Raw genomic sequence first — 21,287 nt, 5'->3', positions numbered from 1 at the left:
CGGAACGGCTCGGCCCCGAGGCCGAGCCGCACGACTCAGCTGCGTGCCTGCTGAGCATAGCTCTGCATCAGGTTCGAGTAGGCCGGCAGATGACCGGCCAGCAAGCCGCCGAAGCCTTCGATGTCGTTGCGCCAGTCGCGATGCAGCTCGCCACCGACGGCGAACCAGGTCATCAGCTGGGCGCCGGCCTGGGACATGCGATTCCAGGCGGCGTCACGGGTGATCGGGTTGAAGGTGCCCGACGCATCGGTGACCACGAACACCTCGAAGCCTTCCTCCAGGGCGGACAGCGCCGGAAAGGCCACACAGACCTCGGTGACCACGCCGGCGATCAGCAGCTGCTTCTTGCCGGTGGCCTTGACCGCGGCGACGAAGTCCTCGTTGTCCCAGGCATTGATCTGGCCGGGGCGCGCGAAGTACGGCGCATCCGGAAACGCCTCCTTGAGCTCCGGCACCATGGGCCCGTTGGGGCCATCCTCGAAGCTGGTAGTGAGGATGGTGGGAATGTCGAAGAACTTGGCGATGTCAGCCAGCGCCAGAACGTTGTTCTTGAAGTCATCCGGGCTGAAGTCACGCACCAGGGACAGCAGGCCGGCCTGGTGGTCGACCATCAGCAGCGCCACGTCATCCTTGTCCAGGCGGTTATAGGTGAAGGACATGATCGCTCTCCTTTTGCATCAGGGGGAAATCCGGTGGCCTTGGCCACCGGGGACGAACGCCAGCGGATATCCGCCCGCTAGCCGTTCAAGGCGCCGTACTTCCCGTTCTGGAAGTCGACGAAAGCTTGCTGGAGCTCCTCTTCACGGTTCATCACGAAGGGGCCATATCCAGCCACCGGTTCGTCGATGGGCTCGCCGCTGAGCAGCAGCAGCTTGGCGTCGTTGTTGGCCTCCAGGTACAACTCCTGGCCGCGACGCTCGAAGGCCACCACGGCCTCATCGCGCACGATGGTCTCGCCATTGACCTGGACGGTGCCCTCCAGCACCGCCAGCAGAGTGGTATGACCGTCCGGCACCGGCAGCACCGCGTCCCCGCCCGAAGCGAGACGCACGTCCCACAGATTGATCGGCGTAAAGGTGCGAGCCGGTCCCTCGTGTCCAAGATAGCTTCCTGCCACGACCCGCACATGGCCTGCATTGTCGTCTAACGACACGATGGGAATATCCGCATTGAGTAGCGTCTGATAGGCGGCCGGAGTCTCCTTGTCATCAGCCGGCAGGTTGACCCACAGCTGCACCATTTCCAGACGACCACCCCGCTCGGTGAAGGCTCGAGAGTGGAACTCCTCGTGAACGATGCCGGCCCCGGCGGTCATCCATTGCACGTCTCCCTCACCGATCCTGCCGCCGCTGCCGGTGGAATCACGGTGCTCCAGCTCTCCTTCGTAGACCAGGGTCACCGTCTCGAAGCCACGGTGCGGATGCTGCCCCACGCCCCGTGGTTTTCGGGCCGGCTTGAAGGTATGGGGACCGGCGTGATCCAGCATCAGGAAAGGGCTGAGATGCTCGGCGCCCATGCGGTCGTAGGTGAACAGGGAACGTACCGGGAAGCCGTCGCCGACCCAGTGACCGTGGGGGGCACCGTATATGGCTTGGATCTGCTTCATCGTCAGGCTCCTGCTGGCAGGGAGGGCACGCTGGCCCCGTTGCAGAAAGCCTATGAGAGGAACGCTGGATCGGCTAGGTGGTAGAATCCACACACTGCGTTCCCCATACAGGACGATAGAATGCGAGACCTCAATGACCTCTACTACTTCGTCCAGGTGGTGGACCACGCGGGATTCGCGCCCGCGGGCCGCGCCCTGGGCATTCCCAAGTCGAAGCTGAGCCGACGCATCGCTCAGCTGGAAGAACGCCTGGGAACGCGCCTGGTGAACCGCTCCACACGCCACTTCTCGGTGACCGAACTGGGCCAGGCCTACTACCGGCACTGCCTGGCCATGCTGGTGGAGGCCGAAGCCGCCGACGAGCTGATCGAGCGCCATCGCGCGGAACCCCAGGGCAACGTGCGCCTCAGCTGCTCCCCCAGCGTGCTGCACTACCTGATCACGCCGCTGCTGGTACGCTTCATGGCCCAGTGTCCCAAGGTCAACGTCCAGGTGGAGGCCACCAGCCGACGCGTCGACGTGGTCAAGGAGGGCTTCGACCTGGCTATCCGCGTTCGCTTCCCGCCGCTGGAGGACAGCGACCTGACCATGAAGGTCCTGGCCCAGAGTCCTCAGCGGCTGATGGCCGCCCCCGAGCTGTTCGAGACCCATCCCCGGCCGAGGGTGCCCGCCGACCTGCCCCGCCTGCCGAGCCTGGACTTCGAGCAGTACGCCGGGCAGCACTGCTGGGACCTGGTCGGCCCGGACGGGGCGAGCGCCCGGATCCAGCACCGCCCGCGCCTGGTGACCGACAGTGCCGAGACGTTGCACGAGGCGACCCTGGCGGGCATGGGCGTGGTCAAGCTGGCACTGCTGGTCGGCGGCTGCGACCTGGCCGATGGTCGGCTGATCGACGTGCTGCCGGGCTGGGCGCCGCGCGGCGGCATTCTCCACGCGGTTTTCCCCTCACGGCGCGGGCTGCTGCCCTCGGTGCGGGCCCTGCTGGACTTTCTCGATGCCAATATCGCCACGCAAGACGTGACGAATCGCTTCCCCGAGCTGAACGACGGGCGGCAGAACCGGACGCCCTGATGCCAGCCTTGTCGGCTCAGCCAAACGCGCGGATATGCGCGGCCAGTTCGGCCAGCGCACTATCGTCGGCGCGTCGGTAATCGTGGGACGAGAGATATCCCTCGTAGCGGTCGAAGTACTTGTCGACCCGTGACTCCACGGGCTGGAAGGCCGAGTCACTGCCGGTGCCGTGCATGGGAAACAGCTTGGCGTGCAGGTGATCGACGCCATAGCCCTCGAAGAACATGCCGGTGCGGGCGACGCCCTCGAGCGAGGCATCCAGCAGCCGCGCGACCCGCTTGGTGGCCAGCATCAGTCCGGTCAACACCTCGTCCGGCTGGTCGAAGGCGTAGCTGGGGTGGTGGGCCTTGGGAATGACGACCGAAAAGCCCGGCGTATTGGGGAAGATGGACAGAAACGCCAGGTGTGCCTCGTCCTCCCAGATGACATGGCACGGCGCCCGGCCGGCGACGATCTCGCAGAAGATGCAGCTCACGTTCGATGCCTCCCTGTTGACGACGACGCGCCGGAAAACGCCGGCCGCAACGGTTCCTCGGCGCCGGCGGCATGCTATTCTCCCCGCTCGTTCAGAGCCTATCCCATCCGCGAAGGAGATTCCCATGACTCAGGCCACCGCTCGCCATATCCTCGTGCCCAGCGAAGAACAGTGCCTGGCCCTCAAGGCCGAGATCGAAGGCGGCCGCGACTTCGCCGAGGTCGCCCGTGAACACTCCCAGTGCCCGTCCGGCCGCCAGGGCGGCGAGCTCGGCAGCTTCGGTCCGGGCCAGATGGTGCCCGAGTTCGACAAGGTGGTGTTCTCCGCCGACCTGAACCAGGTCCAGGGCCCGGTGAAGACCCAGTTCGGCTACCACCTGCTGGAAGTCACCAGCCGCGGCTGAGTGGCTGCAGAGGTAGACAAGGGCCGCGTCGGATACCGACGCGGCCTTTTTCATGACACGCCCTGCTCGGCCATCGGCCCGGCGTCACGCGCGTCGAACACCACCCGCACGCGATGGCCCGTCGCCTCGGGCAGGTTCTCGTAGGGCCAGCCCAGCCGCTGCGTCAGCTGCGCGGTGAGCCGCAGCCCCAGGCCGAAGCCGACCTCGCCCGGCGCCTCATCGGCCTCGGCCGTCTTCGGTGACGCCTGGTAGTTGTCGATGCGCACTTCCGAGCCGCGCTGGCGGATCACCACCCGCCCCTCCCAGGTATGCACGAAGGCGTTGCGAATCAGATTGCCCAGCACGATCCGGGTCGGCGCCTCCGGCAGGGTCAGGTGACACGGCGCGGTATCGAGCTCGACGTCGACCGCCTTGTCGCGCAGCAGGTAGCGCAGCTCGGCGACCTGGGCATCGAGCAAGGCCTCGAGATCGACGCGGACGCCAGGGGGCGCAAGGCCCTCCTCACGGCTCAGCCACAGCAGGGTCTCGGTCAGGTGCTTCATGGTGGTACCGGCCCGCTCCATGCGCGCGAATACCTGGCGATGACGCGGGCTCCAGGTCTCGTCATGCGCCTGCTGGAAGCGCCGCAGCAGCTCGAGATTGTGGCGCAGCACGGTGATCGGCGTACGCAGCTCGTGGCTGGCATGGGCCAGGAAGCGCTGCTCTCGCGCCAGGCCCTCATGGGCCGAGCACAGGCTCTCGCGCAGCAGGCCGGCCAGCTCGTTGAGCTCGGGATAGCCGAAATCCGGCGTCGGCTCGGCCAGGCGCTGCGCATCTAGGCCGCGTGCCCAGTCGCCCAGGGCATTCACCGGGCGTGAGACGTGGCGCAGCCACCACAGCAGTGCACCCAGCAGCCCCACGGCGATGATCATTCCCAGCCCGAGCAGCGTCATCAGGCTGTTCAGCGACTCGTTGGCCGGCGAGATGGCGGGAGGCGACGAGGCGATCACGTCGGCCACGAACAGCGATCCCTCAGGGGTCGGATGGCGCATGGCGACATAGAAGGTCTGCGGCCGCTGGAGCCCGTTGCCGTCGTCCTGCTTGTAGAGCCGCCCGGGCTCGCCGGGCGCATCGCGGAAGACACGTCGGACGGCCTCGGGCATGGCCTGCCAGTCACCGCTCAGATGGTAGCCGGCCACCTTGCGCAGGTCTTCCGGTAACGCGCCGCCCTGCCGGCCGGCGACGTCGTCGGCGACCCGGGCCATGTGCGCCCGCGTCATGTTGTCCATGCCGCGCAGGAAGTAGTGGGCGCTGAGCACGGAGTAGCCGACCGCCAGCAGCAGGCCTACCACCAATCCGCCCAGGATCAGCTGCCCCTTGAGGGTATCGGGTCGCCTCACGTCGCGGGCCTCAGCGCCACGCCATGGCCGGGCACGGTCTGCACGAGGGGGAACTCGAAAGGCACGTCCACGGCCTGGCGCAGGTGATAGAGATGGACCTTGAGGCTGTTGCTGTCGGGCACGTCCTCGCCCCACAGCGTGGTCTCCAGCGCCGCGCGCGACACCACGTTCGGCGAGGCTCGCAGCAGCGCCTCGAGCAGCCGCCAGCCGGTGGGCGAGAGATGGATCGGCCGCCCCGCACGCGTGACACGTCGCTCCCCCAGGTGCATCTCCAGGTCGGCACAGCCGAGGCGCTGGGACTGGCCGCTGCGGCGCCTGGCCAAGGCATGGACCCGCGCCGCCAGCTCGCGCAGCTCGAAGGGCTTGACCAGATAGTCGTCGGTGCCGGCCGCGAAGCCGGCCAGCTTGTCGTCCAGGGCATCACGGGCGGTGAGCATCAGCACCGGGATGTCGCGCCCGGCCTCGCGCAGGCGCTCGCAGACCCGCAGGCCGTCCAGCCGCGGCAGGTGCAGGTCGAGCAGCACCAGGTCGGGCGGCTGGCGCTCGACCAGCTCGAGGCCCGCCACGCCGTTGGCGGCGTGGTCGCAACGCATGCCCTCGAGCGCCAGATAGTCGATCAGCGTCTCGGCCAGGTCGATGTCGTCCTCGATCAGCAGCACGCTCAGCATCGGCTCTCCTCGCTCGATTCACGCCCGTGCCGTCGCAGCATGCCCCGGCATGGGTTCAGGAAAATGAGCAGAATATGATGCCACAACCCGGCGCGACCGAGTCGACCGACGACGACGCCCGGCCCCCCTCGACGCCCGGAACCATGGCGGCGGCGATGGGAGACAAGCACCACGCCCGGCGACGACCGGGACCATAAAAAAACCGCCCGGTACGGGCGGTTTGAAGAAGAACAGGGAATATCGCCTCAGTGAGACCCAGGCAGCTTGTACCCGAAGGGGTTAGGGAAGCGTTAAGGTATGGCCTCAGAGACGCCGACTCGACGAGGGGTGTCGCCGGCAGGCCAGCGGCAGGATCCGAACAGCCAGGGAGGTACGGGAAGGTGAGTGAACAAAGCGTGATCCGCGTCGAGGCGCTGTCGAAGACCTACGACAGCGGCTTCGAGGCCCTCAAGGGGGTGGACCTCGAGATCCGACGCGGCGAGATCTTCGCCCTGCTCGGCCCCAACGGCGCCGGCAAGACCACCCTGATCAGCGTGATCTGCGGGCTGGTCAACGCCTCCGCGGGTCGCGTGCTGGTGGCCGGTCACGACAATGTCATTGACTATCGCCAGGCGCGCCAGCTGATCGGCCTGGTGCCCCAGGAGCTGACCAGCGAGGCCTTCTCCACGGTGTGGGACACGGTGAGCTTCAGCCGCGGGCTGTTCGGCAAGCCGAAGGATCCGGCCCACATCGAGCGGGTGCTGAAATCGCTGTCGCTGTGGGACAAGCGCCGCAATCGCCTGATCACGCTATCCGGCGGCATGAAGCGCCGGGTGCTGATCGCCAAGGCGCTGGCTCACGAGCCTCAGATCCTGTTCCTCGACGAGCCCACCGCCGGCGTCGACGTGGCGCTGCGCCGCGACATGTGGGAGGTCGTGCGCCAGCTGCGCGACAGCGGCGTGACCATCATCCTCACCACCCACTACATCGAGGAGGCCGAGGAGATGGCCGACCGCATCGGCGTGATCCGCTCAGGCGAGCTGGTGCTGGTCGAGGACAAGCGCGAGCTGATGCGAAAGCTCGGCCGCAAGGAGCTGACCCTGCAGCTCCACGAGCCCCTCGAGCGCCTGCCCGGGGAACTGGACGCACATGGCCTGGAGATCGCCGAGGACGGCCAGGCACTGATCTACACCTACGACGGCCGCACCGACGGCGACGACTCGAGCGGCATCGCCGAGCTGCTCGCCGATCTGGACGCCGCCGGCATCCGCTTCAAGGACCTCCACACCCGACAGAGCTCGCTGGAGGACATCTTCGTCAGCCTCGTCAGGGAGGACGCATGAACCTCGAATCCGTGAAGACCCTCTACGTGGCCGAGATGTCGCGCAGCCTGCGCACCGTGTTGCAGAGCATCGTCTCGCCGGTGATCTCCACCTCGCTCTACTTCGTGGTCTTCGGCGCCGCCATCGGCACCCGCATCAGCGAGGTCGAGGGCGTCAGCTACGGCGCCTTCATCGTGCCCGGGCTGATCATGCTGATGCTGCTGACCCAGAGCGTCTCCAACGCTTCCTTCGGCATCTTCTTCCCGCGCTTCTCGGGCTCGATCTACGAGATCCTCTCGGCGCCGGTCTCCTACTTCGAGGTGGTGCTGGGCTTCGTCGGCGCGGCGGCCACCAAATCGGTGATCCTGGGGCTGATCGTGCTCGGCACCGCGAGCCTGTTCGTGCCCTTCACCATCGCCCACCCGCTGGTGATGCTGCTGTTCCTGGTGCTCACCGCCCTGACCTTCAGCCTGCTCGGCTTCATCATCGGCATCTGGGCCGACGGCTTCGAGAAGCTGCAGCTGGTGCCGCTGCTGGTGATCACCCCGCTGACCTTCCTCGGTGGCACCTTCTATTCCATCGACATGCTGCCGCCACTGTGGCAGGCGGTGACGCTGGCCAACCCGGTGGTCTATCTGGTCAGCGGCTTCCGCTGGAGCTTCTACGGCCTGGGCGACGTCAGCATCTGGGCCAGCCTGGCGGTGATCGGGCTTTTCCTGGCGGTGGCGCTCGCCGTGGTCAGCTGGATCTTCCGCAGCGGCTACCGGCTCAAGCCCTGACCGTCCCGCCAGGATACCCGGCGCGCTATCGCCGCCGCGCCGCGGCGGGTATCATCGCCAGCCCCGATCACCGAGGCCGAGGGAGGTCCCCATGCCGATCCTGCACAGCATCATCCACCGCATCGACAAGGGCGACGGCGAGACCCCGGCCCGCCTGATGCCCGCCGAGGCCCCGCTCGCGGCTTCCACGGCCCTCGACGACCTGGTCTCGGGGCTCAACGACGCCTATCACGGCAAGGCCAAGAACTGGGGCCGCTTCGCCGACGACGAACCGGCCGCCTTTCCCACAGCGCTGAGCGCCTTCCTCGACGGCGAGCGCGACTTCCCCAGCCTGACCCGGGCGCTGGCCGAACAGATCGTGCCACTGGTCGACGACCACCTGCCCGTGGGCGGCCACCTGCTGGTCGTCGACCATCGCCAGGGCGAGGCCCGCTACCTGATTCTCGCGCTGCTGCATCACCGCGACGGCTTCGGCATCGACGATGCCCTCGGCGTGGTGCCCGCCCGCCAGCTCAATCTGGCCCAGATGACGCTGGCCGCGCGCCTCGACGTCAACCAGTGGCAGAACGGCTCGGCCTCGCATCCGTATCTCTCCTGGACCCGCGACCGCGGCGGCAAGAAGCTGTCCGAGGCCTTCGCCGAGGCGCTGGGCGCCCGCGAGCAGCGCGACGCCGGCGAGGAGACCCGCACCCTGCTCAAGGCCTTCAGCGACTTCGTCGAGAACGAGGACCTGCCGGAAGAAGCCAGCCGCGAGAAGACCGACGCCCTGGTCGACTACGCCAGCGACCAGGCCAAGCTCGGCGAGCCCATCACCCTCGAGGACCTCTCCGAGCTGGTCGACGAGGAGCGGCCCAAGGCCTTCTATGAACACATCCGCAACAGCGACTACGGGCTGAACCCCGAGATCCCGCCGGACAAGCGCACCCTCAACCAGTTCCGGCGCTTCACCGGCCGCGCCGCCGGCGTCTCGATCAGCTTCGACTCCCACCTGCTGGGCGCCGCCGTGGAGTACGACGAGGACGGCGACCGGCTGATCATCAAGAAGGTGCCGAACGGGCTGCGCGACCAGCTCAAGCAGCGCCAGGGCGACTGACCCCAGCCGCCCCGAGCGTCAACGTCTCTCAGCCCAGCTGCGCCGCCAGCCACTGGCGCAGCTGCGGCCCCTGCAGCAGCCCCGGCTGGCGGGCCGCCTCCTGGCCTTGCTTGAACAGGATCAGCGTCGGGATGCTGCGGATGCCAAAGCGGCCGGCCAGGCCCTGCTCGGCCTCGGTGTCCAGCTTGGCGAAGCGCAGACGCGGCTCCAGTTCGCGGGCCGCCTCGGCGAAGATCGGCGCCATCGCCTTGCACGGGCCGCACCAGCTGGCCCAGAAATCGACCACCACCGGCAGCGAACTGCGCGCCACCAGCGACGCGAAGTTGGCACCGGTCAACGTCAGCGGCTCACCGGTGAACATCGGCTGTTGGCACTTGCCGCAGCGCGGGCCGGCGGACAAGCGATCGGGGCGAACCCGGTTCATGGCATGACAGTGGGCACAGCCCAGCAGCAGGGCATCGGACATGATGGGACTCCAGAGGGGGGAAGACCCGAGAAACTATGTCGCCTGATGCCGGCGCCATCAAGCGCGCCGCGACGATCGGACACGGCGAAGAGAGTCGGGCTCAGAACAGCCCGAGCTGACGGTCGATCAGGGTCGCGAAGTCGTCTCCCACGAACGGCAGGATGGCATCCGCCACCGGCTGCAGCTGACGGGTCAGGTAGTGATCGGTGTCGATGGCCGAACACTGCTGTTCCAGCGGCTCCGGCCCCGCCACCGTCATCACGTAGCGAATCCATCCGCCGTGCTGATAACGGCGCGGCCGACCGAGCCGGTCGCTGGCCTCGTCGGCGAGCCGCGCCGCCCGCACATGGGGCGGCACGTTGCGCCGATAGTCGTCCAGGGAACGACGCAGCCGCTTGCGATACACCAGCCGATCATCGAAGTCGCCGGCCAGGGTGCGACGCACATAGTCGCGGATGAAATCCCGATAGGGGTCGCCGTTGAAGATGCGCTGATAGAGCTCCTGCTGGAAGTCCTTGGCCAGGTCCGTCCAGTCGCTGCGCACGCTCTCCAACCCCTTGAAGACCATCCGCTCGTCCCCGGACGCGTCGCGCACCAGTCCGGCATAGCGTTTCTTGCTGCCCGCTTCGGCCCCGCGAATGGTCGGCATCAGAAAGCGTCGGTAATGGGTCTCGAACTGCAGCTCCAGCGCGCTCGCGAGGCCATGTTCCCGGGCCAGGTGGTCACGCCACCAGGCATTGACGTGTGCCACCAGGCGCCGGCCGATCGCCTCCGCCTGCTGCTCGGGATGCTCGCGGCCGAGCCACACGAAGGTGGAGTCGGTGTCGCCGTAGATGACGGTATAGCCTTCGGCCTCGACCAGCTCGCGCGTGCGTCGCATGATCTCGTGCCCGCGCATGGTGATCGACGAGGCCAGGCGTGAATCGAAGAAGCGGCAGCCCTTCGATCCCAGCACGCCATAGAAGCTGTTCATGATGATCTTCAACGCCTGGGAAAGCGGCGCGTTGCCCGCGCGCTTGGCGGCCTCGCGCCCTTCCCAGACCCGCGCCACGATAGCCGGCAGCGCGTGCTGAGTCCGCGAGAAGCGGGCTCCGCGAAACCCCGGCACCGAGGCCGCGTCCGCGGGATCGGCGAGCCCCTCCACCAGGCCCGCCGGGTCGATCAGGAAGCTGCGGATGATCGAGGGATACAGGCTCTTGAAGTCCAGCACCAGCACCGAGTCGTAGAGGCCGGGGCGGGAATCCATCACGAAGCCGCCGGGGCTCTCGGCGGCTTCTGCCTCGCCGAGATTCGGCGCCACGAATCCCAGGCGGTGCAGGCGAGGCAGGTAGAGATGGGTGAAGGCCGCCACCGACCCGCCGCTGCGGTCGGCGGACAGCCCGGTCACCGTGGCCCGCTCCAGCAGAAAGCCGAGTAGCTCGGTCTCGGCGAAGATCCGCGTCACCAGCTCGCAGTCCTTGAGGTTGTAGCGCGCCAGCGCCGGCTTGTCCTCGGCGAACATGCGCAGGATGTCATCCAGCCGCTGGTAGGGGTTGTCGATGGCCTTGCCCTCGCCCAGCAGCGCCTGGGCCACGTGCTCCAGGGAAAAGGAAGAGAAGTGCCAGGTGGCCGAGCGCAGTGCCTCGATGCCGTCGATGATCAGCCGCCCCGCCGCCGAGGCGACGAAACGATTGGCCTGATGGCCATGGGCACGCCACTCCATCACGGCACCGCCGCGCCCCAGTCGCAGGGCAACGCCGAGCCGCCGCGCATGTTCGTGGAGGATGCGCAGGTCGAACTGCACGAGATTCCAGCCGATGATGGCATCCGGGTCGTGCTCGGCGAACCATCGGTTGAGCCGCTCCAGCAGGTCCGAGCGGCTATCGCAGTATTCGAGGGAGAAATCGAGCCCATCGGCCACACCGTTGGGCGGGCCCAGCATCAGTACCCGGCGTTCTTCCCCGCTTTCCAGGGCAATGGAATACAGCTCGCCGCTCCCGCTGGTCTCGATGTCCAGCGACACCACCTTGAGTCGTGGACGATAGTCCGGCGCCGGCCTGAGCCGCGTCGCCATCAAGCCGCCCGCGCCGTCGGGCTCTCCCTCGACGCTCACCGGCGCGGTGATGAAACGCTCCATCAGATAGCGTTCCGGCGGCCGGATATCGGCCTCGTAGACCTCCACGCCGGCGTGCGTCAGGCGCCGTTCCAGGGCCGTCAGGCGGTGATGCGGCCGACAGTAGAGTCCCAGCACGGGGCGTCGATGAAAGTCGCGCAGCGCCAGGGAGCGCAGCTCGACGTCGCGCTCGCCATGCAGCACGGCCTCGGCGTGTCGGCACTGCTCCACCGGGATAAAGGCCACCGACGGCCGCGGCGGCACGCGCACGCGCAGCGGCCCCTCGTCGGTCGCCAGCCAGAACTCGGCCTGGGGGCCTTCGGACGTCTCCTGCCAATCTCGAGTCAGGATGAACCCCTGCCGCACCACTACCGTCGCTCCTCGCTTGCCCATGAGGCTCCATCATATCGCGGCGGCAAGACACTCACGGGTCACGGACATAAAAAAAGCCTCCCCGAAGGGAGGCCAGTTGGAGCACGCCAGCTCACTCGTCGGGTCGGTCGTCTCACTGCGACGCAATGACGACCGGCAGACAATCGGAGCAAAGCCCAGACAGGAAAGGCTCCGACCGCCGACACCCATATCAAAGCAATGTACAGGCCAAAAAATAAATAGCTCTTTAAAATCAATTAAATAATAAAATATAGCGCCGTGTCGGAACGAGACCGCGTGGAACGGCCACGCTGCGGCGCACCATCATGAACCGCCTAATGGATGCGATGCGTCACTTCGGAGCACCGGACGCCGGTCGCGACGCCCGGCGGCACTTGATGGAAATCCCTTCCATCGCGCATTCTGATGCTTCTCTTCATTCCCACCGGAGCATCGCCATGTCCTCTCCCCGCCTCGGCTTCATCGGCATCGGCCTGATGGGCGACCCCATGACCCGTCGTCTGCTGGCGGCCGGCTTCGATGTCACGGCCTGGAACCGCTCGCCGGACAAGACCGCCGGCGTGGCCGAGGCCGGTGCTCGCGTGGCCGGCTCGATCGGCGAGCTGGTCGCGGCCTCGGACGTCATCCTGCTGTGCCTGGCCAACACCGCCGTGGTCGAGGCCGTGGTGTTCGGCGAGGACGGCGTGGCTGCCCACGTGCGCCCCGGCCAGCGCCTGCTCGATCTCTCCAGCAGCGACCCCGACGCCACGCGCGACATGGCCGCGCGGCTCGCGGACGCCTGCAGCGTCGCCTGGGTCGATGCCCCGGTCTCCGGCGGCGTGGCCGGCGCCGAGGCCGGCGAGCTGGCGGTGATGTGCGGCGGCGCCGACGCGGACGTCGACGCGCTGCGCCCGGTGCTCGCCCCGCTAGCCGCTCGGGTGACCCACATGGGGCCGGTTGGCAGCGGCCAGGTGACCAAGGTCTGCAACCAGATGATCGTCGGCTGCCAGGCGGCGGTGATCGCCGAGACGGTCGCCCTGGCGGAAGCCAGCGGCGTGGACGCCACCCGGCTGACCGAGGCGCTGGCCGGCGGCTTCGCCGACTCCAGGCCGTTTCGCATCCTCGCCCCGCGCATGGCCGAGCGCGACTTCGCCGCCCCGCCCTGGCACCTGCGCACCCTGCTCAAGGACCTGGACATGGCGGTGGCCCAGAGCGGCCGCGCCACCAGCGCCACGCCGATGAGCGCCCTGGCCGCCCAGCTGATGCGCGGTCATGCCGCTCGCGGGCACGGCGAGGCGGATCCGGCCACCCTGGTCGAGGCCTATCGCTCGCCGGGCTCGGGCGAGGCGTGAGGCGTGAGGCGTGAGGCGTGAGGCGTGAGGCGTGAGGCGCCCAGATATAGCCATATGAGGCTATTACATTGAAAAATAGCCTCGAGAATCTATCCTGAGGCATGACCGCCGTCCTCAAGAGCCCCCATGGCCACACGCCTCGCCGTCATCACCAGAGACATCATCGACTCGCGCCGCCTCGAAGAGGGCCCACGCCTCCACCGAGTGCTCGAGACGACCCTGACGGGCCTCGCCGAGCGCCACGAGGGCGACTATCAGCGCTATCGCGGCGACGGCTTCCAGCTCGCCATCGCCCGGGCCGAGGCGGCCCTGGATACGGCCGTAGCGCTGCGCGATGTCGATAGCCTAGATGACATCATAGAGCAAGCGCTTGAGCGTATTGATAGGGACTCATGTAAGGTCAGAACAATCGATCAAGACGCTTCCTTGTAGCGCCAAATGAATACATCAAATAGCAGCGGCAAGACAAATCTGGGCAAAGGCATTGGCATTCAAAGAAGCCCCTCCAATCAAACCACCATCAACATCTGACTGGGCAAAAAGTTCAGACGCGTTGTCAACTTTGACGCTGCCGCCGTAGAGTAGCGAAAGATCATTCGCAATATCTGGAGATTGTTCGGCGAGTATGCCACGAATATAGGCATGTACGGCCTGAGCTTGCGCGGGCGTCGCAGTCTCGCCAGTGCCGATGGCCCACACCGGCTCATATGCGATAGCGCTTCCCTCAAAAACCTCGATACCCAAGGTGTTGATCACCGCTCGCAGCTGTCTTGCCACGACTGATTCGGTCTCACCTTGATGTCGCTCTTCCAACGTTTCGCCCACACATAGGATAGGCATGAGTCCATTGGCTTTCGCGGTCTCGAACTTTGCCGTTACCACAGCATCAGATTCACCATACAAGCTTCGACGCTCCGAGTGGCCAATCAATACACATTGACACCCAAGATCAGTCAACATCTCGGCACAGACTTCTCCAGTATGCGGACCGGCCTCATGCGCGTTTAGGGTCTGGGCGCCAAGAGAAATATTTGTCCCCTGCAAACGCTTTCCCACCTGCTCCAAGTAAGGCAACGGCGGACAAATCGCGACTCCCACCTCCAAGATATTAAGGCTATCAAAATAGGGGATCAATGCCTCCAACAAGGCCTCATTATTCTGGCGACTACCGTTCATCTTCCAGTTGCCAACCACCATTGTTTTTCTCATCAAAAACTCCAATTTTATGATCTTCCCAATAGCCGGCAGGGCCGGCAAATCAACATTGTAATATCGTGATGCATTTAAAAATTCGCAAAAAAGATCCACTCACACGCTTTCGGGCGTAAATATATCGATCGGCAGGATCACTCGCCTAGGCAATGTATCGAGCTGAGGCGCCATCAACGACTCCACCATGGCCGATACCGCCCTCTCGGCCAACTCGCGACGCGGCATCGACAGCAACATGTCCAAAGTGCCATCTACCAATGCTGCCCGGGTCGTGGCGGTCAGGTCATGACCGACCACAAGCAGATCCTGGCGGGATCGCTCTCGCAGCGTCTCGACCACGCCCTCGATGCCGCCGCCCGCTACGTAGAGGCCACGCAGCTCGGGCTCGGCCTCCAGCAGCTCACGAGTCGCGCGAGCGGCTTGATCGGGATCCTCCTGGCTGAAGATCGGCTCCACCACGCGGAACGCCGGGGCTTTCTCGCGGAAGTAGCCACGAAAGCCTATCTCGTAGAGCTCCTGGCAGACGTAGCGATGGCTGCCGGTGATGATCCCCACCGCGCCCGGACGCGTCATGCGACTCATGGCCCAGGCCGCACTGCGCCCCATCTTGCGTCCGTCCTGGCCCACGAAGCCCGCGCTGAGGGCGTCAACGGACAGTTCGGAGAGCAGCGCAAAGACCGGCACGCCCTGCCGGTGCAGGCCGGCAACGGCCTGGGCCACCTCGGGATGATCGGTGGCCACCACCCCGATCGCCTCGACCTGCCGCCCCAGGCGCACCAGCGCGGAAGCGACCTGATCCGGATCCAGGGTATCGCAGTAGTCGATGGTGACCGTCACCCGCGTTCCGTGATAGCGCCGGGCGGCCTCTATCAAGGATTCGGCGAGGACTCTATAGACCGGCGAGGTCCGCTTCTGCAGCAGGAAACCCAGACGCCGCACAGTCGCCGGGCCGGCACCGGATAGCTCACCACCTTCTTCACTACTTCTCTCATAACCCAATGATTTAGCAGCTCTCAATACCTTGTCGGCGGTTGCCTTCCGGACCCTTGCCCGACCGCTGAAGACCCGATCGACGGTGGCCACACCGACACCGGCTGCCCTGGCAACATCGACCATCGTAGGGGTCGACGATGGCTTGTCATACATGGATATTCGCTCGCACATGATGATTTCTATCAATCTATCACAGATCTATCAAAAAACAACCGCGAGATCCCGACATGGCCACCAACACTGCAGAGCTACTGATGCCCCAAGGCCTGAGGCTCGGCATCAACCCGCTGGGCTGGACCAACGACGTCATCGAGGAGTTCGGCGACCAGACTCCGGTGGAGACCTTCCTGCGCGAAGCCGCCGAGTGTGGCTATCAAGGGGTCGAGATGGGGCGCAAGTTTCCCCGCGAGGCCGCCGTACTGAAGCCGCTGCTCGCGGAGTATGACCTGGCCCTTGCCAGCGGCTGGTACTCCGGTTTCGTCGCCGAACGCGACGCCGAGGCCGAGCTCGACGCCGTCGCCGACCACGCCGAACTGCTCGCCGCCTGCGGCGCCCAAGTGATGGTCTACGGCGAGTGCGGTCGCATGCCAGGCTCGGCACCGCTGGACGCACCGCTGTCCCGCACCCCGGCCCTGGGCGAGGCCGACTGGCCGGCCTACGGCGAACGCCTGACGCGCTTCGCCGAGGGGCTGCGTCAGCGTCACGGCCTCGAGCTCGCCTATCACGCCCACCTGATGATGCTCGTCGAGAACGAGCGCGAGATCGATGCCCTGATGGCCCATACCGGCGAGGCGGTGGGCCTGCTGTTCGACAGCGGCCATATCGTCGCCGGCGGCGGCAAACCGGCGGCCCTGCTCCAGCGCCACGGCTCGCGCATCAATCACCTGCACCTCAAGGACATCCGCCACGACGTCATGACCGAGGTTCGCCGGGACGACCGCAGTTTCAACCGCGGCGTACGCGACGGCATGTTCACCGTCCCCGGCGACGGCTATCTGGACTTCGCCCCGCTGCTCGACTTCGCCACCTCGACCGACTATCGGGGCTGGCTGGTCGTCGAGGCCGAGCAGGACCCGACCCTGGCGCCGCCCCGCGAGATGGCGACCCGGGCCCACGACCACCTCGCCACCCTACTGTCCCGTTAACACCGAGCCACCAGGAGACAACGACATGCCCCGCACCCTCAATATCGGGCTGATCGGCAGCGGTTTCATGGGCCAGGCCCATGCCGATGCCTACCATCGCGCCCGGATGCTCTACCGCGACCTGCCGCTGGCGCCGCGGCTCTACGCCATCGCCGACCAGGGCGACGAGGTGGCCGGGGCCGCCCGCTCACGCCTGGGCTTCGAGAAGGCCTACGGCGACTGGCGGACCCTGGTGGCCGATCCCGAGGTGGATGTCGTCGACATCACTTCCCCCAACGCCCTGCACCACGAGATGGCCATGACCGCCATCGAGCACGGCAAGCACGTCTACTGCGAGAAACCGCTGGCCATGGACGACGACCAGGCCCGCGAGATGCAGGAAGCGGCCGAGCGCGCCGGGGTGAAGACCATGGTGGCCTTTAACAACATCAAGACGCCGGCGGCGCTGCTGGCCAAGCAGCTGATCGAGGCCGGCGAGATCGGCCGCCCGATCCGCTTTCGCGGCACCTTCGACCAGGGCTTCTTCAACGACCCCGAGCTGCCCTGGTCCTGGCGCTGCTCCCGGGAAGGCGCCGGCACCGGGGCGCTGGGCGACCTCGGCGCCCACGTGATCAGCGTGGCCCAGTTCCTGATGGGCGATATCGACGAGGTGAACTGTCAGGCCCAGACCCAGATCACCGAGCGCCCGGTGCCCTCCAGCGATGCCGGCTATGCCAGCCGGGTCGAGGCCGACGCCGAACGGCGCCGAGTGGAGAACGACGATCAGACCCAGTCGCTGGTCAAGTTCGCCTCCGGGGCCGCCGGGGTGATCGAGAGCTCGCGCGTCGCCGCCGGCCGGGTATTCGGCGTCTATTGGGAGGTCTCGGGCACCGAGGGAACCCTGTACATGGACGGTGAACGCTTCAACGAGCTGCAGGTATTCCGCTTCAACGATGACAAGCGCGACCGTGGCTTCAAGACGCTGCTGGCCGGCTCTCAGGTGCCGCAGTACGGCGGCTTCTTCGGCTTCGACTTCGGCGGCGGCGGTCTGGGCTTCTTCGACATCAAGGTCATCGAGATCCACGACCTGATCCGGGGCATCGCCGAGCGGGACGACTGCTATCCCAACTTCGCCTTCGGCCGCGCCAACCAGCGCATCATCACCGCCATGGACGAGTCCGCCTATAGCGGCCAGTGGGTGCGCGTCTGATATCGACCAGGCGCCACCGGCGCCATGTAAAGGAGCCAAGCATGAGCAACGACAGGATTCGTATCGGCATGGTGGGCGGCGGGCCCGGCGCCGGCATCGCCAAGGCCCACCGCATGGGCATGCGCCTGGACAACCGCTACGCGCTGGTGGCCGGCGCCTTCTCGCGATCGCCGGAGAAGTCTCGGCAGGCCGCCACCGAGCTCGGCGTCGCCGAGGACCGGGTCTACCAGGACTACGCGCAGATGGCGCGCGAGGAGGCCGCCCGCGAGGGCGGCATCGAGGTGGTGGCCATCGTCACCCCCAACGACAGCCATTATCCGGTGGCCAGGGCCTTCCTCGAGGCCGGCATCCACGTGGTCTGCGACAAGCCGATGACCGGTGACCTGGATCAGGCTCGGGCACTGCACGAGCTGGCCACCGCCAGCGGGCGGGTATTCACCCTGACCCACAACTACAGCGCCTACGCCATGGTGCGTGAGGCCGCCCGGCTGATCCGCGACGGCGTCCTCGGCGAGCCGCGTATCGTGATGGTCGAGCATGCCTCGGGCTGGGCGGCCGACGCAGTGGAGCTCGCCCCCGACAACAAGCAGGCCGCCTGGCGCCTCGACCCGGCGCAGTCGGGGGAAGCCAGCCTGGTGTTCGACCTGGGCACCCATGCCCATCAGCTGCTGCGCTTCGTCAGCGGCCTCGAGGTCACCGAGGTCTCGGCGGAGATGCAGACCTGCGTACCGGAACGCCGCGTCTTCGACGACGCCCAGGTCCAGGTCCGCCTGTCCAACGGCGCCCGCGGCACCCTCTGGGCCAGCATGGCCGCCACCGGCCATGAGCATGGCCTGCGCATTCGCGTATTCGGGAGCAAGGCCTCGCTGGAGTGGCAACAGATGGACCCGCACTACCTGACGATCAATCACCCCGGCGGCCGCCGCGAGATGCTGGTCCAGGGCCACGACGGACAGAGCGAGGCCCAGGCGCGTCTGACCCGGGTCGGGCTCGGCCATCCTGAGGGCTTCATCGAGTCCTTCGCCAACCTCTACGGCGACGTGGCCGAGGCCATCGACCGCCATCGCGAGTCCGGCCAGACACGCTTCGACGACCTGCCGCTACCGACCAGCCACGACGGCCTGCTGGGCATTCGCTTCGTCCAGGCCGTCGGCGACTCCCATCGACAGCAGGGTCGCTGGACCCACGTCTGATGCCTCATCATCCCATTCCAGGAAAGGCCTAGCCCATGAAACGCTTTGCCCTGATCGGTGCCGGCTTCATCGGCACCGTCCACGCCCGCCACCTGGCCGATCATCCCCGCATCGACTTCGCCCTGGTGGCCGACGCCGACCCGGCGCGCGCCGTCGAGGTGGCCGAGCGCTTCGGCGCCCGCTCCGCCAGCGTCGATGAGGTGTTCGCCTCGGACGTCGACGCCGTGGTGATCGCTTCCTCCACGGATACCCATGCCGACTACGTCGAACGCGCCGCCGCGGCCGGCAAGGCCATCTTCTGCGAGAAGCCCATCCACCTCGACACCCGATGCGCCGAGGCGGCGGTGGACGCCGTTCGCCGCGCCGGGGTACCCATGATGATGAGCTTCACCCGACGCTTCGATGCCAGCCATGACGCCTTGCGCCAGGCCGTCGCCGCCGGCGAGCTGGGCAGTACCGAGCTGGTGCAGATGACCTGTCGCTCCCAGGACACGCCGCCACTGTCCTACCTCGAGGTCTCCGGCGGCCAGATGCGCGACCAGGCCATCCACTTCTTCGACCTCCTGTGCTGGCTGACCGACGACGTACCGGTGGAGGTCCAGGCCATGGGGGCCGCCTTGAGCGATCCTCGCATCGCCAAGATCGGCGACGTGGATACCTCGGTGGTCACGCTGCGCATGGGCTCCGGCGCCCTCGCCCAGCTCGACTGCACCCGTCGAACCGGCTATGGCTACGACGAGCGCCTCGAGGTATTCGGCGCCGAGGGCATGGCCGAATCCCGGCGCCAGCCCCATCGCCATCTGTCGCTGTTCAAGGGCGACCGCCAGCAGGACGACGGCCTACATGCCGGCTGGTTCGAGCGCATCGCACCAACCTTCCAGACCGCGCTGGACACCTTCGTTCGAGTCCTGCACGACGAAACGAGTGACTATCCCGACCACGAGGCCGCACTGCGCGCCCAGCGCATCGCCGATGCCGCGACCCGCTCGCTGGAGACCCGGGCGCCGGTGAGGCTCGACTGGCGCTAACCAACACTGGCCTGATGAACACAGTCGGGGGCGTAGAACGCCCCCACCAAGGGCGCAACATGAAGTGGATGACGTCCTATGCCGCGTTCAAGAAAGGGTTCCCCAAGTCAGCGAAGAAGGAGCCTAGAAAACGGCGTAAGCACTGTGTGATTTTAGAAATCCCAAGCAGCATGCGTCAGGTGGTAACCATTACTTTACAGCCTATGCGAGAAGCACGTTGCTATAGCCATAAGTTGACAACCGACGTATGCCCGTTTCAGTTACAAGCACCTGCTCTTCGAGCTTGACGCCTTCTTTTCCGTCACGATGACCAACGTAGGATTCCACACACAGCGTCATGCCAGGCTGAATGACACCGTCATAGCCAACCGCTTCCCAATCCATATTATGAGAAATGATTGGCCATTCACCTGTCATACCACAGCCGTGCACCACCGCCAAATAACGATTCTCCTGATATCCATCAGGAATTTTCCAAGCATTTTCTGAATACTCGCGGAACGACATCCCTGGCTTCATGAGCTCGATATTCGTCTCAATCTCATCTTGAGAAAGTTTATATAGCTCTTTTTGTTTATCTGTCGGCTCTAGGCCTCCTCCTGAAAAAAAGGTTCGGGAAAAGTCAGTGTAGTATCCATATACTCCGACGGCATCAGTATCAAAAGCAATCAGTTCGCCAGGAGCCAGCTTTTTACTTGAAGTCTCTTGAAACCACGGATTGGTTCTATCACCGGAGCTAAGCAAACGCGTTTCCAAGTACTCCCCACCGGTTTCAATAACCTTTTGCTGGAATATTGACCATAAAGCATTTTCCGTAATCCCGGGAACGATCGCCTCCTCCATAGTGGCCATCGCTTGCTCGGTAAGCTCGACAGACTTGGCGATCAAGGTTAGTTCATCGATACTCTTTATAGACTTGGCGATTTCAATCGGCCGAGAAGCATCCGAAAGCTCATACCCTTGTTCAATAAGGGCACTGATTACTTCGGTGGGCGCGCCTTCGATGCCAATGCGTTTTCCCTTTGAAGCAGAACGCTCTAGGATGTCGGATAGCTCGCCTAGAAAAGACTCGACATGCCTGCCCGAGTGATGACCACTATGAAGTGGCATGATGGGACTCGCGCCATAGATTTCATCAAGCGTGGGCATACCCTCGGCCAAGTGGCGGCAAGACCGGTACTCAAACAGCGCAACCGGGCCATCAGCGGGCACGATAAGGTATCTAGCCGGATTACGCTGTGAATAAACCTGCATGTTACGAACACCACAAGCATAGCGAATATTAATCGGGTCGAATAAAACCACTGCATTCAGCTCATGCAAGTGCAACTGTTCGCGCAATCGGTGGAGTCGATACAAAGCCACCCGATTTTCCAGCTCCTTATTAATCACATTTTTTTTAAAATCGTAAGTTCCATAGCGAAACTCATCAGATCGGTGTGCTACTTTCTTATCAACACTGGTCATTAT

21 protein-coding genes are annotated in these 21,287 nt (G+C 65.5%); 11 read left to right on the top strand and 10 right to left on the bottom strand.

What is annotated here, in order from left to right:
* Positions 1 to 35 precede the first annotated feature (35 nt).
* The gene (gene ycaC, locus UN84_RS06530; protein WP_046079617.1) at positions 36 to 659 is read right to left on the bottom strand and encodes an isochorismate family cysteine hydrolase YcaC; all 624 of its coding nucleotides are present in this window, start codon (positions 657 to 659) and stop codon (positions 36 to 38) included.
* A gap of 77 nt (positions 660 to 736) precedes the next feature.
* The gene (locus tag UN84_RS06525; RefSeq protein ID WP_046079618.1) at positions 737 to 1,606 is read right to left on the bottom strand and encodes a pirin family protein; all 870 of its coding nucleotides are present in this window, start codon (positions 1,604 to 1,606) and stop codon (positions 737 to 739) included.
* A gap of 120 nt (positions 1,607 to 1,726) precedes the next feature.
* On the opposite strand from UN84_RS06525, the gene UN84_RS06520 reads away from it, so the two are divergent.
* Positions 1,727 to 2,677 (top strand): LysR substrate-binding domain-containing protein, encoded by a 951-nt coding sequence (locus UN84_RS06520; protein ID WP_046079619.1) that lies wholly within the window; start codon positions 1,727 to 1,729, stop codon positions 2,675 to 2,677.
* Positions 2,678 to 2,693: 16 nt separating this feature from the next.
* Here UN84_RS06520 and UN84_RS06515 read toward each other — a convergent pair whose 3' ends face one another.
* Positions 2,694 to 3,152 carry an HIT family protein gene (locus UN84_RS06515; protein WP_046079620.1) on the bottom strand — a complete coding sequence of 153 codons (459 nt, stop codon included), beginning with the start codon at positions 3,150 to 3,152 and terminating at the stop codon, positions 2,694 to 2,696.
* A gap of 124 nt (positions 3,153 to 3,276) precedes the next feature.
* Here UN84_RS06515 and UN84_RS06510 point away from each other — a divergent pair, with 124 nt between their 5' ends.
* Entirely contained in the window at positions 3,277 to 3,555 is a 279-nt protein-coding gene (locus UN84_RS06510; protein WP_016855385.1) for a peptidylprolyl isomerase, read from the top strand.
* A gap of 50 nt (positions 3,556 to 3,605) precedes the next feature.
* Here UN84_RS06510 and UN84_RS06505 read toward each other — a convergent pair whose 3' ends face one another.
* Together UN84_RS06505 and UN84_RS06500 are read right to left on the bottom strand one after the other, a co-directional pair.
* Entirely contained in the window at positions 3,606 to 4,934 is a 1,329-nt protein-coding gene (locus UN84_RS06505) for a sensor histidine kinase (RefSeq protein WP_046079621.1), read from the bottom strand.
* Positions 4,931 to 5,602, bottom strand: coding sequence for a response regulator transcription factor (locus tag UN84_RS06500; protein WP_046079622.1), 672 nt, complete (start codon positions 5,600 to 5,602; stop codon positions 4,931 to 4,933). The genes UN84_RS06505 and UN84_RS06500 overlap by 4 nt, the downstream gene beginning before the upstream one ends.
* A gap of 380 nt (positions 5,603 to 5,982) precedes the next feature.
* Between UN84_RS06500 and UN84_RS06495 the strand changes: the two genes are divergently transcribed.
* From UN84_RS06495 to UN84_RS06485, 3 genes are all read left to right on the top strand, one after another.
* Complete coding sequence (locus tag UN84_RS06495) at positions 5,983 to 6,924, top strand: ABC transporter ATP-binding protein (protein WP_046079623.1); 942 nt, start codon at positions 5,983 to 5,985, stop codon at positions 6,922 to 6,924.
* On the top strand, positions 6,921 to 7,682 hold the full coding sequence (locus UN84_RS06490) for an ABC transporter permease (protein WP_046079624.1): 762 nt from the start codon (positions 6,921 to 6,923) through the stop codon (positions 7,680 to 7,682). Before UN84_RS06495 ends, UN84_RS06490 begins: the two co-directional genes overlap by 4 nt.
* Before the next feature lie 91 nt (positions 7,683 to 7,773).
* Positions 7,774 to 8,775: a nucleoid-associated protein gene (locus UN84_RS06485; protein WP_046079625.1), complete on the top strand. Its 1,002-nt coding sequence runs from the start codon at positions 7,774 to 7,776 to the stop codon at positions 8,773 to 8,775.
* Between the two features lie 28 nt (positions 8,776 to 8,803).
* Here the strand turns inward: UN84_RS06485 and trxC are convergent, their stop codons facing one another.
* A complete protein-coding gene (gene trxC / locus UN84_RS06480) occupies positions 8,804 to 9,241 on the bottom strand; it encodes a thioredoxin TrxC (RefSeq protein ID WP_046079626.1) in 438 nt (145 codons plus the stop codon).
* A 100-nt stretch (positions 9,242 to 9,341) separates the two neighbouring features.
* Positions 9,342 to 11,726, bottom strand: coding sequence for a DNA polymerase II (locus UN84_RS06475; RefSeq protein ID WP_046079627.1), 2,385 nt, complete (start codon positions 11,724 to 11,726; stop codon positions 9,342 to 9,344).
* A gap of 305 nt (positions 11,727 to 12,031) precedes the next feature.
* Between UN84_RS06475 and UN84_RS06470 the strand changes: the two genes are divergently transcribed.
* Positions 12,032 to 13,057 carry an NAD(P)-dependent oxidoreductase gene (locus UN84_RS06470; RefSeq protein ID WP_336885268.1) on the top strand — a complete coding sequence of 342 codons (1,026 nt, stop codon included), beginning with the start codon at positions 12,032 to 12,034 and terminating at the stop codon, positions 13,055 to 13,057.
* A gap of 126 nt (positions 13,058 to 13,183) precedes the next feature.
* Positions 13,184 to 13,489 (top strand): hypothetical protein, encoded by a 306-nt coding sequence (locus tag UN84_RS06465; protein WP_046077749.1) that lies wholly within the window; start codon positions 13,184 to 13,186, stop codon positions 13,487 to 13,489.
* Positions 13,490 to 13,504: 15 nt separating this feature from the next.
* On the opposite strand, the gene tpiA is transcribed toward UN84_RS06465, so the two are convergent.
* Both tpiA and UN84_RS06455 read right to left on the bottom strand, forming a co-directional pair.
* The gene (gene tpiA, locus UN84_RS06460; protein ID WP_336885267.1) at positions 13,505 to 14,365 is read right to left on the bottom strand and encodes a triose-phosphate isomerase; all 861 of its coding nucleotides are present in this window, start codon (positions 14,363 to 14,365) and stop codon (positions 13,505 to 13,507) included.
* Positions 14,366 to 15,415 (bottom strand): LacI family DNA-binding transcriptional regulator, encoded by a 1,050-nt coding sequence (locus UN84_RS06455; RefSeq protein ID WP_046077748.1) that lies wholly within the window; start codon positions 15,413 to 15,415, stop codon positions 14,366 to 14,368.
* Positions 15,416 to 15,489: 74 nt separating this feature from the next.
* Between UN84_RS06455 and iolE the strand changes: the two genes are divergently transcribed.
* Genes iolE through UN84_RS06435 form a run of 4 tightly spaced genes read left to right on the top strand, consistent with a single transcriptional unit; the run spans position 15,490 to position 19,817 of the window.
* Entirely contained in the window at positions 15,490 to 16,407 is a 918-nt protein-coding gene (iolE, locus tag UN84_RS06450) for a myo-inosose-2 dehydratase (RefSeq protein ID WP_173834973.1), read from the top strand.
* Positions 16,408 to 16,432: 25 nt separating this feature from the next.
* Positions 16,433 to 17,596, top strand: a complete 1,164-nt coding sequence (locus UN84_RS06445; RefSeq protein WP_046077747.1) for a Gfo/Idh/MocA family protein — start codon at positions 16,433 to 16,435, stop codon at positions 17,594 to 17,596.
* Positions 17,597 to 17,637: 41 nt separating this feature from the next.
* Positions 17,638 to 18,789, top strand: a complete 1,152-nt coding sequence (locus UN84_RS06440; protein ID WP_046077746.1) for a Gfo/Idh/MocA family protein — start codon at positions 17,638 to 17,640, stop codon at positions 18,787 to 18,789.
* A 35-nt stretch (positions 18,790 to 18,824) separates the two neighbouring features.
* Positions 18,825 to 19,817 carry a Gfo/Idh/MocA family protein gene (locus UN84_RS06435; RefSeq protein WP_046077745.1) on the top strand — a complete coding sequence of 331 codons (993 nt, stop codon included), beginning with the start codon at positions 18,825 to 18,827 and terminating at the stop codon, positions 19,815 to 19,817.
* Between the two features lie 201 nt (positions 19,818 to 20,018).
* On the opposite strand, the gene UN84_RS06430 is transcribed toward UN84_RS06435, so the two are convergent.
* The gene (locus tag UN84_RS06430; protein ID WP_082090786.1) at positions 20,019 to 21,284 is read right to left on the bottom strand and encodes a M24 family metallopeptidase; all 1,266 of its coding nucleotides are present in this window, start codon (positions 21,282 to 21,284) and stop codon (positions 20,019 to 20,021) included.
* Positions 21,285 to 21,287 lie beyond the last annotated feature (3 nt).

It is taken from the genome of Halomonas sp. HG01 (assembly GCF_000968715.2).
GTDB lineage: Bacteria > Pseudomonadota > Gammaproteobacteria > Pseudomonadales > Halomonadaceae > Halomonas > Halomonas halophila.
This window is presented reverse-complemented; position numbering and strand designations above follow the sequence as displayed.